This window comes from Sinobacterium caligoides, assembly GCF_003752585.1.
Taxonomy (GTDB): Bacteria; Pseudomonadota; Gammaproteobacteria; order Pseudomonadales; family Sinobacteriaceae; genus Sinobacterium; species Sinobacterium caligoides.
Genome location: NZ_RKHR01000004.1, coordinates 470,165 through 482,574, shown reverse-complemented (window position 1 = coordinate 482,574; position 12,410 = coordinate 470,165). Strand labels below are relative to the sequence as shown.

13 protein-coding genes are annotated in these 12,410 nt (G+C 53.7%); 11 read left to right on the top strand and 2 right to left on the bottom strand.

The annotated features are described in order from the left end of the window. Positions 1-44 precede the first annotated feature (44 nt). The 3 genes from EDC56_RS08930 to EDC56_RS08920 all read left to right on the top strand — a co-directional run bounded on the left by EDC56_RS08930 (position 45) and on the right by EDC56_RS08920 (position 1,139). Positions 45-299, top strand: a complete 255-nt coding sequence (locus tag EDC56_RS08930; protein ID WP_123712177.1) for a YkgJ family cysteine cluster protein — start codon at positions 45-47, stop codon at positions 297-299. A gap of 22 nt (positions 300-321) precedes the next feature. Beyond that, positions 322-768 carry a Dabb family protein gene (locus EDC56_RS08925; RefSeq protein ID WP_123712176.1) on the top strand — a complete coding sequence of 149 codons (447 nt, stop codon included), beginning with the start codon at positions 322-324 and terminating at the stop codon, positions 766-768. Positions 769-878: 110 nt separating this feature from the next. Further along, positions 879-1,139, top strand: a complete 261-nt coding sequence (locus EDC56_RS08920; protein WP_123712175.1) for a DUF5062 family protein — start codon at positions 879-881, stop codon at positions 1,137-1,139. A gap of 83 nt (positions 1,140-1,222) precedes the next feature. Here EDC56_RS08920 and EDC56_RS08915 read toward each other — a convergent pair whose 3' ends face one another. Both EDC56_RS08915 and EDC56_RS08910 read right to left on the bottom strand, forming a co-directional pair. Then, the gene (locus EDC56_RS08915) at positions 1,223-2,197 is read right to left on the bottom strand and encodes a calcium/sodium antiporter (protein ID WP_123712174.1); all 975 of its coding nucleotides are present in this window, start codon (positions 2,195-2,197) and stop codon (positions 1,223-1,225) included. A gap of 102 nt (positions 2,198-2,299) precedes the next feature. Next, positions 2,300-3,934 carry a cation:proton antiporter family protein gene (locus EDC56_RS08910; RefSeq protein ID WP_123712173.1) on the bottom strand — a complete coding sequence of 545 codons (1,635 nt, stop codon included), beginning with the start codon at positions 3,932-3,934 and terminating at the stop codon, positions 2,300-2,302. 384 nt (positions 3,935-4,318) lie between these two features. Between EDC56_RS08910 and EDC56_RS08905 the strand changes: the two genes are divergently transcribed. The 8 genes from EDC56_RS08905 (at position 4,319) to EDC56_RS08870 (ending at position 12,301) form a co-directional block, all read left to right on the top strand. Beyond that, the gene (locus EDC56_RS08905; protein WP_123712172.1) at positions 4,319-5,575 is read left to right on the top strand and encodes a glutamate-5-semialdehyde dehydrogenase; all 1,257 of its coding nucleotides are present in this window, start codon (positions 4,319-4,321) and stop codon (positions 5,573-5,575) included. Beyond that, positions 5,556-6,236: a nicotinate-nucleotide adenylyltransferase gene (nadD, locus tag EDC56_RS08900; RefSeq protein ID WP_123712171.1), complete on the top strand. Its 681-nt coding sequence runs from the start codon at positions 5,556-5,558 to the stop codon at positions 6,234-6,236. Before EDC56_RS08905 ends, nadD begins: the two co-directional genes overlap by 20 nt. An 80-nt stretch (positions 6,237-6,316) precedes the next feature. Then, positions 6,317-6,655 (top strand): ribosome silencing factor, encoded by a 339-nt coding sequence (gene rsfS, locus EDC56_RS08895; protein ID WP_123712170.1) that lies wholly within the window; start codon positions 6,317-6,319, stop codon positions 6,653-6,655. Between the two features lie 5 nt (positions 6,656-6,660). Then, a complete protein-coding gene (gene rlmH, locus EDC56_RS08890) occupies positions 6,661-7,131 on the top strand; it encodes a 23S rRNA (pseudouridine(1915)-N(3))-methyltransferase RlmH (RefSeq protein ID WP_123712169.1) in 471 nt (156 codons plus the stop codon). A 100-nt stretch (positions 7,132-7,231) separates the two neighbouring features. Next, a complete protein-coding gene (gene mrdA / locus EDC56_RS08885; RefSeq protein WP_123712168.1) occupies positions 7,232-9,076 on the top strand; it encodes a penicillin-binding protein 2 in 1,845 nt (614 codons plus the stop codon). 41 nt (positions 9,077-9,117) lie between these two features. Beyond that, positions 9,118-10,263, top strand: coding sequence for a rod shape-determining protein RodA (gene rodA, locus EDC56_RS08880; protein WP_123712167.1), 1,146 nt, complete (start codon positions 9,118-9,120; stop codon positions 10,261-10,263). A 45-nt stretch (positions 10,264-10,308) separates the two neighbouring features. Continuing rightward, positions 10,309-11,289 carry a lytic murein transglycosylase B gene (mltB, locus tag EDC56_RS08875; protein ID WP_123712166.1) on the top strand — a complete coding sequence of 327 codons (981 nt, stop codon included), beginning with the start codon at positions 10,309-10,311 and terminating at the stop codon, positions 11,287-11,289. An 85-nt stretch (positions 11,290-11,374) separates the two neighbouring features. Further along, positions 11,375-12,301 (top strand): septal ring lytic transglycosylase RlpA family protein, encoded by a 927-nt coding sequence (locus tag EDC56_RS08870; protein ID WP_123712165.1) that lies wholly within the window; start codon positions 11,375-11,377, stop codon positions 12,299-12,301. Positions 12,302-12,410 lie beyond the last annotated feature (109 nt).

The following is a 12,410-nucleotide window of genomic DNA, read 5'->3' as shown; positions in this document are numbered from 1 at the left end:
TAGTGTTAAGCTAGGTTTCCAAAATAAGGCCGAGAGGGCGCGAGATGCAATGCCGAACGAATTGTGGGGCGTGCTGTATCGCCCCGAGCATCAGCGTCTCTCTGCCAGCGCTGCCACTGGGTAAGGCGGCGGGCGAGCGCTGTCCACACCTTGACGCGCTGCACCGCTGCAGCTTATTCGGTCAGCCTCAACGTCCTGCGACCTGTGCCGGCTTTGCAGCGGAGCATGAGGTCTGCGGCGATAGTCGTGCCCAGGCGCTAACAATTATTGCAACACTGGAAGTGGCGACGCAAAGTTAGTTTTTAATCAAGGAATGATGATATGTCTAAGCGTGTTCGATTATATTGCCTACTACTGGCGCTGCTGCTTGGCGGCTCCGCCCTTTCGACATTGCATGCAGAGCAGGTTAAAAAAACGGAGCGAGTAAAAACCGACCAGGCTAAGCCCGTACAGCACATAGTTCTGCTGTGGCTGAAGGATGCAGGTAACCCTAGTGGTGTGGCTCAAGTTATTGCGGCCTCGCATAAGCTGGCCGACATTCCTGGCGTAGACGATTTAACCGTAGGGCCTGCCCTGCCAAGCGAACGTCAGTTGGTCGACGATAGCTTTGACGTGGCGATTACGATGCACTTTGCCTCGCCTCGGGCGATGGATCACTATTTGGCCAGCGAGCCTCACCGGCAGATAGTGGCGGCGGAGATAAAACCATTGCTGTCTAAGATTGTGGTCTATGACATGACGCCGCAGCCAGCCACAAATCGCTTATAGCTATTAATCACCTAGCCTATGCCTGCTTTTGCTGGCTATACTGAGGTTGTTAATAGGTGCCGCGGGTTATCTGTACGGGGTAGTGATGGGTGAATAACAAGAGGTCGCCAATGAAGAAATTGAAGAATGAACTGGGCTTATTGAAAGAGGCGCTACGCGTTGGTGAAGCCTATGCACAGCAGCGTGGTGTCGCAAGGTTTGAGGCGACAGATTCGGCCAAGTTAAAGGCAGAATATATTTATAAGCTATTGGTGCATGACAACCTGATTCAGCCATTGGCGAAGGGGCAGGTAAGCGAGCCTAACATTAAGCATAAGTTGGCGCTGTGGATCTCGCGTAAGTTACCGGAGGATCACGCGCTACTGAAATAGTGCAAGGTTACTTTATAGAGGAATAAAAAAGCCGCCACCCATTGTTGGGTGGCGGCTTTTTTTATCGCGTTTTGGTTTCTCGTTTAAGCAGTCATACCAAGGTAAACCATATAAGCGATATAACCGAGGAGCAGTATTCCACCCTCGAAGCGATTGATGCCACCGGGTTTGCCGCGACGCCAGCTGATAGAAAAAATCAGTAACAATAACGTTAGGGCGATCATTGCCGGGTAGTCGCGGGTGAGTACCTCGGGTGCGAAAGTGGAGGGGTGGATAATACCGGGTAGGCCCATGACGCCGAGTAAGTTAAAGGTGTTCGAGCCAATAATATTACCGACGGCGAGCTCGTACTCTTGTTTGCGAGCGGCGACAAAGGTGGCTGCCAGTTCCGGCAGACTGGTGCCGATAGCGATGATGGTGAGCCCGATGATCAGGTCGCTGATGCCGAAGTGGTGAGCGATTTCTACCGCGCCCCAGACCAGTATTTTTGAGGAGGCGATGAGCAGGGTGATGCCGATAATGAGCCAAAATATTGCGGCGCCTTTGCCTACTTCCTCTGGGATCTCGTCGACGATTTCTTGGCTGAGTGGGTCGTCTTTATGGCTCATTGCCTCCCAGGTTGAGTAGCCAATCATCAGAAACATGGTGATGAGTAGGATGCTACCCTCGAAAAAAGCGAGGTGGCCATCGGAGAGGAACCACAGGCTCGCCGCCATCACGACGAGTAAGACGGGAATCTCCCGTTTGATCATGCGGGAGTGGACGACAAGGGGGTAGCAGATGGCGGTGAAACCAAGGATTAAGCCAACGTTGGTGATGTTTGAGCCGATGGCGTTGCCAATCGATAGCCCTGTCTGGCCATGCATTGCCGCGATGGCGGAGACCAGCATTTCGGGGGCTGAGGTGCCGATGCCGACGATAACGACACCCACGATGATGGGTGGCAAGCCAAATAGACGGGCGGTGTTAGAGGCGCCGAGGACAAATTTATCGGCACTCCAAACGAGGACGATAAAGCCAACTAGTATGGCGGCAGCCGCAGGCAGCAATGCGATCACAGAAAACCTCTCGAGCAAAAGTGAGTGAGCCGCGCATTATAACCACTCCGTAGCTCACCCGATAGTGTTGTCGGGTGAGCGTTGCTCAATCTGCGTCAGGCTTCAGTTGAGTGAGGGTGGGTTTTCTGGCAGTGGATGGTCGTCACTCTTGTCTTTATGGTGGGCGCGTTCGTTGAGTTCGGCGTGCACGTGTTCGGCGAAGCCGGTGCCGGCTTCGGCGTAGAGATTGAAGGCGGTGACCCCCATGGCTCGCAGTTCATTTTGTTGGTCGGTGTAGTGGGCGGTGGCTGCGATAGTACCGCTGTAGCCGAGTCCACGTAGCGTCGTGACGGCACGGATATTCTCCGCGTGATTGGTCATCGCTAACATGATCAGCTTGACCTTCTTGCGATCTAAGCGAACAAGAAAGTCTCTATCGGTACCGTCACCCTGATAAACACGACGGCCTGCGGTGGTGTGCACAACGGCACGCTTGGCGCTCTCGTCGAGGCCGAAGACGACATCGCCGTAGTGCTCACGCAGATAGTCGTAGGCACCGGTACCGACACGGCCCATACCGAAGACGAGGATCTCGGCGCGGCCGGTGTCGACGGGCTGCTGTTGTTGCAGGCGACGCTCGGTTTCGAAGCGGCGCAGTGTGGTGCCGTGCTTGTCGTAACTGCTGTGCGCCATCTTGTTGAGCTGGGCAGAGAGGGTAAAACTCAGCATGATCGATAGGGCGATGATGGCGGGCCATTGCGGGTCAATGAGGCCGGTACTAACGCCCATCGTCGCGATGATAAGACCGAACTCGCTGTAGTTGGTCAGTACGAGCGAGCTCAAGAGCGAGGAGCGTGCGCGCAGCTTGAGACGGCTGAGTAGTAAAAAGTAGAGGACTGGCTTGGCGTAGACGACGAGGGTGGCGATGATTGCTAGCGCCCAGGCATCGGCATTGGGGAAGCCCGCCTTGCCGATACTGAGAAAGAAGCCGACAAGGAACAGTTCCTTGAATTTTGGCAGAGACTTTGCCAACTCGCGGGTCTTGACGTGACCGGCGAGCACAACACCCATAAACAGGGCGCCAAGGTCGCCCTTGATACCGGAAAACTTAAATAGTGCGACGGCGCCAAAGGCGTAGGCGAAGCCGAGTAGTATCAGTAACTCGCCGTGGCCGCAGAAGGCCATGATGCGAAGTAACAGTGGTCGTGCAAGGATGATGAGTGGGATGCAGAAGGCCCAGGCATTCGGCATGACGCCATTGTTGATGGCGAGGTAGGTGACGGCGATCAGGTCTTGCATGACCAGGATGCCGATGGCGATCTTACCGTGTAACGAGCTGCTCTCACCGCGCTCCTCTAAGACGTTGACGGCGAAGACGGTCGAAGAGAAGGACAGTGCGAAGGCGATTGTGGCGAGGCTCGTCCAGTCGCCATTAAGGTAGGGGCTGCCGAAAGCGAGGGCGAGACCTTTGAGCAGAAGGGTGAAGGCGGCAATGGAGAGACCCATATGTATGCCGGTCACCGCCCATATCTGCGGCATCGCCAGTGCGCGTAGCTCTAACTTAAGGCCGATGGTAAACAGTAGTAAGATGATGCCGACTTCAGCAAGAGGGTCTAGCCACAGGGTTTCCAGTGGCAGCTCACCGAGCACGAAACCACTGATCAGGTAGCCGATCATGGGGGGGAGGCCAAGTCGTTTGAAGAGCAGGCCGCTACAGAGAGCGAGGCCTAAGATGAGGGCAAAATTCAGAATGTCCAAGGGGGCTGTTTACTCTTACTGCTAAATGAGGGGGTGTACTATCGAGCCAATTGGCGTCGTTGCGGCGTGTTGTAATCCGGCGTTGTTCTGCAAAAATATCGAAATAGTGATCATATCCTCTGCTATAGCGACAGTATTGCCTGTTGCTGTTGTCAATAGTGTTGCTGTTATGTTAAGGCGATGTTGCAGTCGACAATACCATAGCTGTGAGAAATTATGCACAGTGGCAGGGAGATATCTGCACTTTCCTTGTGTCTGTACAGGAGAGTCTGAATTGGTTGTCGATCAATCACCCTCTATTGATGTCATCTCGCCGTTATTGATGAGATAATGGTGAGCGTGTCAGTCCCCAAATTTTTCCCAGTGACAGTTTGAGCACCCTCGATGAATGTAAAAAATTATATGGCCTCCCTCGGCAGTGAGGCTCGCAATGCCTCGCGCGCGATGGCGAAGGCGTCGACAGAACAAAAAAACAGTGCCCTGACCGCGTGTGTTGAACAGTTGGTATTGGCGAAAGAGCAGATTCTTGCCGCCAATGCGATCGATCTTGAGCGTGGTAAGAGTAACGGGCTTGATGCCGCATTGCTCGATCGTCTCGCGCTTACCGACGAACGCTTTGATGCCATGCTAGAAGGCTTATCACAAGTTGCGGCACTGGCCGATCCTATCGCTGAAATTAGCGACATGAAGTACATGCCCAGCGGTATTCAGGTCGGCAAGATGCGCGTCCCCCTTGGTGTCATTGGTATCATTTACGAGTCACGTCCTAACGTCACCGTCGAGGCTGCCAGCCTCTGCCTAAAGTCGGGCAACGCGACCATTTTGCGCGGTGGCAGTGAGGCGATCAACGCCAACCAGGCGATTGCCGCCTGTATAGCGACAGCGCTGGAAAGTGTCGGGCTACCATCGGCGGCGGTGCAGGTGGTAGAGACAACCGATCGTGAAGCTGTCGGCGAACTGATCACCATGCCTGAATATGTCGATGTCATTGTGCCGCGAGGTGGCAAGGGATTGATCGAGCGTATCAGTCGCGATGCCAGCGTGCCGGTGATTAAGCATCTTGACGGCATCTGCCATGTCTATATTGATGACAAGGCGGACCTCGATAAAGCGGAGGCGATTGCCTTGAATGCCAAGACACACCGCTATGGCACCTGCAACACGATGGAGACGCTATTGGTTGCGAAAAATGCTGCTGCCGATATACTGCCGCGTCTCGCCGCCTGTTATGCCGAAAAAGGGGTCGAGCTACGAGGTTGTGCTGAGACGGTCGCCATTTTGCCGCAGGCTGTCGCCGCGACGGAAGAGGACTGGATGACAGAATATTTGGCACCCGTGTTATCGATCAAGGTGGTTGAGGGGATGGATGAGGCGATTGTACATATTAATCAGTACAGCTCTCAGCACACCGACGCCATTGTTACTGAAGATTACACCCGTGCACGTCGTTTCCTGCGTGAGGTCGATTCGAGTTCGGTGATGATTAATGCCTCGACTCGTTTCGCCGATGGCTTTGAATATGGCCTCGGTGCAGAGATTGGTATTTCGACAGACAAGATTCATGCTCGAGGCCCGGTGGGGCTCGAGGGTTTGACCTCGCAGAAATATGTTGTCTTCGGCGATGGTCACGTTAGGCGATAAGCCGCTTGTGACGGGGCGCCACGCCGTCTTTGGCGGTACTTTCAACCCTGTTCACAACGGTCACTTACAAACGGCGCTTGAACTGCAGCGATTGTTGGCCGTGGACTCGCTGGGGCTGATGCCTTCGGCGAGGCCGCCCCACCGCGCTCGGCCGCAGGCCAGTGATGCGCAGCGTCTTGCGATGCTCGAGTTGGCGATAGCGAGTTATCCACAGCTGCGCTTGGATTGCCGAGAGTTTGCGCGCTCAGGGCTTTCCTATACTGTGGAGACGCTGTCTGAGATGCGGCGCGAGCAGGGAGATGATGTCTGGCTGGCGTTTTGCGCGGGTATGGATTCGCTATTGAATCTGAGTAGCTGGCACCGTTGGCAGGCGCTGACAGATTACGCACACTTGGTCATCTGTGCTCGCCCTGGTTGGTCGATGAGCGAGCTGCCCGATGGGGAGCTGAGGGATTGGCTAGCGACGCGACTGGAGACGGACGTCAAGGGTTTGGACGGTAGTGTCGCCGGCAAGGTATTGGTCGTTGAGCTAACGCCCTATGATATTTCGTCATCGCAGATACGACAGGCGATAGCGACAGGAGAATCGACGAGGGACTGGCTATTGCCGTCAGTGACTCGCTATATACAACAGCACGGGCTCTACCTCGAAGCGGGGTAGCCGGTGTGATGCGAATGGGCGGCTGTGCCGCTGAACTAAAATTATCGCTGTGAGAGCGACGAAGTGAAAGAGATCGATATATGAACACAGAACAGATTAAAGAGTTGGCGCTAGAGTTTCTTGATGACCTCAAGGCCAAAGATGTCGTTTGTCTAGATGTCAGTGGTTTAACCGGCGTCACCGACTGCCTAGTTATCGCCAGCGGCACCTCGAGCCGACATGTGAAGTCGCTGGGTGACAACGTGGCGATGGAATTCAAAAAACGCGATTTTATGCCGCTGGGTGTCGAAGGCCAAGAGACGGGTGATTGGGTGCTGGTAGATCTTGGTAGCGTGGTTGTGCACATTATGCAGCCAGATGCACGAGAGCTTTATGACCTCGAGCGCCTGTGGTCAGGTGCAGGTCCAGGGGAAGAATAACCGCCGTGCGTATTCGTATCATTGCGGTCGGCTCGAAGATGCCTAAGTGGGTCGAAGAGGGGGTCGCCGAGTACCGCAAGCGCCTGCCGGCGACGTTTAAGCTCGATTTTATCGAGATCGCTCTAGGTAAGCGCGGTAAGGGCGCTGATCTCGCCCGTGCTATTGCCAGTGAAAGCAAGGAAATGCTGGCGCAGGTACCGGCAGGCAGCAAGGTCGTGGCGCTCGATGTGCTCGGGAAGAGTTGGAGCACAGAAAAATTGGCGGCTAATCTTGCCGATTGGCAGATGCATTCGCCCGATGTCTGCCTGTTGATCGGTGGTCCAGATGGTCTGAGCAGGGACTGTCTGCAACGAGCGGATCTGAAGTGGTCGTTATCGGCCCTCACCATGCCTCACCCGTTAGTTAGGGTGTTATTGACCGAACAGGTTTATCGCGCCTGGACGATCAATCAAGGTCATCCCTATCATCGTTCTTAATGCATGGTTTTTTAACACGATCTCTGTAATGATTAGTCGCTTTAGAATGGCGTAGCACCGATACAGAGGTTCGCCGAGTCAATCGAGATGCAGAGCGGTTATGGCACATAGAGATCAAATTAAAGACGTTATTAGTGAACGCCGTCTCTACAGCAGTCGATTACTGGTGGCCGGGCTGTTGGTCTTGGCTGCCTGCGCCGTCATTATCTATCGTTATTACGGCCTGCAAATTACCGATTATGAAAAATACTCGACGCAATCGGACCGCAACCGTGTTCATGTACAACCCATTAGCCCCAAACGTGGCCTGATTACCGACCGCAACGGCGTGCTGCTGGCGGAAAACCGTACCACTTATAATCTCTCCTTAACTCGTGAGCGGATCAAAGATCTCGATGCTACTGTGCGTGAGCTACAGCAGCTGCTGGATATCGATGATGACGATGTAGCGCGCTTTTATAAGCGGCTAAAGCAGCATCGAGGCTTTAGCCCGGTACCGCTGCGCTTTAAACTGACTGAGGCGGAAATAGCTAAGTTTTCAGTTAATCGATATCGCTTCGATGGTGTCGAGGTGGTGGGTTCGCTCAGCCGTTACTACCCCGAAGGTGAACTCTACGCCCACGCTATCGGTTACGTGGGGCGTATCAATGAGCGCGAGCAGGGGAAGATCGATCGCGATAACTATGCTGCCACGGACTTTATAGGTAAAACCGGGCTAGAGAAGTTCTACGAAGACAGCTTGCATGGCACTGTGGGTTATCGTCATGTAGAGACTGATGTACGTGGCCGGGTGTTACGTACACTGGAGCAGGTCGACCCAGTACCCGGTAAAAACCTGCAGCTCTATATTGATGACAAAGTGCAGCGAGCGGCCTTTGAGGCGCTGGGCGAGGAGCGGGGTTCTATCGTCGCGATTGACCCACGCAACGGCGGTATTATTGCTATCGTCTCGACGCCGAGCTATGACACTAATCTTTTCGTCAACGGCATCTCTAGCAAAAATTATAAGGCGTTGCGTGACTCACTAGACCTACCGCTGTTTAACCGTAGTTTGCAGGGACAGTACCCACCAGGCTCAACGGTGAAGCCGATTGTTGGTCTTGCGGGGCTCGAAGAGGGCGTGGTGACGGCGACGAGCGAGATTAACGATCCCGGTTGGTATAGCTTGCCCAATAGTACGCACCGTTATCGAGACTGGAAGCGCTGGGGGCACGGTACTCATGTTAACTTCAATATGGCGATGGAGCAGTCTTGCGATGTTTACTATTACATCCTCGCTCACAAGTTAGGCATCGATAAGATGTCGGCTTTCGCGCATCAATTTGGCCTGGGCGAATATAGCGGTATCGACTTGCCGAGTGAGCGCCGCGGTTTGATGCCGACTAAAGAATGGAAGCGACAGAATCGCCGCTCGTCTTGGTATCCAGGCGAGACACTGCTGACAGGGATTGGTCAGGGCTATATGTTGGCGACCCCGGTGCAGCTTGCGCTGTCGACGGCGATCTTAGCGAATCGAGGGCATCAACTGGTGCCTCGTTTGGTAATGAACTCATCTCACCCTGCGGCGGCGGAGCGTAGCGATGTTAAGCTGAACAAGGATAGCAATTGGGATGTCGTGTTCGGCTCGATGGAAGAGGTGATCTACGGAGCCAGAGGCACAGGGCGTCGATTAAAAGGAGCACCTTATCGCCTGGCTGGTAAGTCAGGTTCTGCACAGGTGGTAAGTATCCCTCAGGGCGAGTTGTATAACCGGGATGAGTATGAAAAGCGCCAGCACGACCACGCCTTGTTTATCGCCTATGCTCCAGCAGACGACCCAAAAATAGCCGTTGCCGTGATTGTTGAAAACGGTGAGCACGGTGGCTCGGTAGCGGGCCCGAAAGCGCTCGCCGTAATGAATGCTTACCTACTTAATGATCAAGGAGAGTTGCGTAGTGACCTGTAAATTACTCGTTAGTGTTCTTTGTTATCGTGTTGGCGTGATCAATGTCGAACAGTGATTTCGTGCGTCAGATGGGCGCTAATGATTCTTCTTTTTCTGCTAATACCGGCCTGTTGCGACGACTACATATCGACGGGCAGTTATTGATTTTATTATTAATTGTCAGCTTCGGGGGGCTGTTTGTCCTCTATAGTGGCTCCGGCGGCGAGATCGCCAATGTGAAGCGTCAGGCGGTATTCTTCGGCGTTGCCTACTTTGGTATGTTTGTTGTTGCACAGTTTAAGCTGTCGTTTTATCGGCAGATAGCGCCCTTTGCCTATGTGGGTTGTATCGCTTTATTGGTTGCGGTGCTGTTGATCGGTGTGGGTGCCAAGGGCGCGCAGCGCTGGCTCGACTTGGGAGTGACGCGTTTTCAGCCCTCCGAGGTGGTGAAGTTGGTGGTGCCGATGACGCTGGCCTGGTACTTCTCAACTCGTCCGCTACCGCCGAAGTTTAGTCACGTCATTGTTAGCCTGATTATCCTCATGTTGCCGACGCTATTAATTGCCAAGCAGCCAGACCTTGGGACGTCGATTCTTATCGCCTCTTCGGGCTTATTTATCTTGTTTTTTGCCGGCTTGAGCTGGCGTTATATCGCTGCGGCGGTCGCTATTGTGGCGGCGAGCGCTTATCCGGCGTGGCACTTTGTACTACACGATTATCAGAAGCAGCGCATTTTAACCATGCTCAACCCCGAGTCGGATCGACTGGGCGCAGGCTGGAACATTATCCAATCAAAGACGGCGATTGGTTCAGGCGGTTGGTATGGTAAGGGCTGGCTCGAAGGCACGCAATCGCACTTGTCCTTTTTGCCGGAGAGTCACACTGACTTTATCATCGCGGTTTTAGCCGAAGAGTTTGGTTTGCGAGGCGTGCTGCTGCTGATGGGCTTGTATATGCTGATTATTCTGAAGGGTATGCATATAGGCTACATGGCGCAGGATACTTTTGGGCGTCTCTTAGCGGGCAGTATAACGCTGACCTTTTTTGTCTATATGTTGGTCAACATGGGCATGGTCTCTGGGTTGCTACCGGTCGTCGGCGTGCCATTACCATTGGTCAGCCAAGGTGGTACTGCCCTGGTGACGCTGATGGCGGGCTTTGGCATATTGATGGCGATCAGTACGGATAAGAAGCGGCTATTGCGCTAAATATTTCACAATGAATTGACCGCGTAATGCGAGGTAGGAGAAAACGTGAGCGTAAAAAATTGGCTAGTTGCAGGGGCTTTATTGCTACCGAGTCTATCGGTGCAGGCAGATTATACCAGTAACCCACAGGTGGCAGGCTTCGTCGATGAGATGGTGGCCGAGCACGGCTTTGAACGTGCGGAGCTAACGGAGCTGTTTAGTGAAGCGGAGAAGCAGCAGTCAATTATCGATGCGATTTCTCGCCCGGCGGAGCGAGTGAAACCGTGGAAAGATTATCGTAAAATCTTCCTCGGCGGCGATCGTGCCGAGCGAGGCGCGGCGTTTTATAAAAAATACAAGGCGGAGCTGGATCGTGCCGAGCAGGTTTACGGTGTGCCTGCGGAAATCATCATTGCAATTATTGGTGTCGAGACCCGTTACGGCAGTTTCACCGGTCGCTACAGGGTGCTGGACTCGCTGTCGACACTGGCTTTCGACTACCCACCTCGGGCGAAGTTTTTCCGTTCCGAGTTGGTGCACTACCTGATTTTAACGCGGGAGCAGGGCGTCGATCCTCGCAGCCTGAAGGGTTCTTACGCCGGGGCGATGGGCTGGGGACAGTTTATCTCGAGTAGTTATCGTCACTATGCCGTCGACTTTGATCACGATGGTCATATCGATATCTGGAACAACCCCAGCGATGCCATCGGTAGCGTGGCCAATTACTTTAAAGAGCATGGTTGGAAAGCGGGTGAGCCTGTAGTAGAACGTGTCGCGGTGGCCAAAGGTGCCGATGCCAGCAAGGTGAACACCGGGCTGAAGCTACGCTTTACCGTTGGCGAATTAACGGCATCGGGCTATACCGCTCACGCGCGACTAGCGAAAGATATGCCAGCGAATATCTGGAAGCTGGATGGTGCCGACGGCGATGAGTATTGGATGGCGCTGCCTAACTTCTTCGCCATCACTCGCTACAATCACAGCCAACTTTATGCGATGGCCGTCTACCAATTGAGTCAAGAAATCGCTGTTTTGATCAAACCTTGATGTATGCCAGCTCTCGAAACGGCGTTATTTGTTTGTATAGCCGGCTGTTTCCCCGCTGTCTTTGGTTAGTGAAGAGCAAAATTGTATGAAGGTTTTTGGTGTGATCGCTCCTGTGAAAGTCAATTATGGCCTCATTTTTGTCGCCATCGTAACGGCGTTAATGAGTGGCTGTATGAGTACACCCACCTCGACACCTTCGTCGGGAATACGGGATGAACCCATCACCCCGGGCAGGGATAGTGCGCCCTCACATCGACCTGAGGCGCATACGCTGATCAGTGCCACACCGAAACATGAGGCGATCAAGCGTGCGGGTAACCGCTCGCCTTATAAAGTCGCGGGAATACAGTATTCGGTGTTAGCGAGCCCAAAGGGGTACAAAGAGCGGGGCGGTGCCTCGTGGTATGGTGCTAAATTTCACGGTCGCAAGACCTCTAATGGTGAAACTTACAACCAATATGCGATGAGCGCTGCGCATAAAACCTTACCGATCCCCTGTTACGTTAAGGTCACGAATTTGGCTAATAACAAACAGGTTATTGTGCGGGTAAATGATCGTGGGCCATTTCACTCGAAGCGAATCATTGATCTTTCTTATGCTGCGGCAATTAAGCTAGGTTATGTGGATAAGGGGGTTGCACAGGTGGAGGTCGAGTATGTCGATCCCGATCAGTGGCAGCGTGAACAGGCAGCGAAGGCGAGGGCCAAAACTCAAGTGAAGGCAACGCCGGTGACAGCCGGCGCCGTTGCGCATGCCACTGCCAAGCCTGTGGCGAAAGCACAGCCTTATCTGCAGATCGCGGCGGTGTCTAATCGTGCTAGTGCAGATAAATTAGCGGCGTCGATTCGACCGCTGGTGAGTGAGCCAGTACAGGTGTCAGCGACACAGTCGGGCACGACGACGCTTTATCGTGTGCGAGTGGGGCCGCTGAGTAGTCGGCAGACGGCGCCAGCAATACAGGCTAAGCTGCAGGCGGCGGGTTTTGCAGCAGGTCACTTAATTACGCGCTGATAGCGCGTATGCTGTGGCCAAGGTTGAATCTGTCGTTGAATTTATGGTCATAGTTTAACGGGCTTTGGCGCTTACTAGTCGTAGCCGATTCGGCTACAATAATACAACT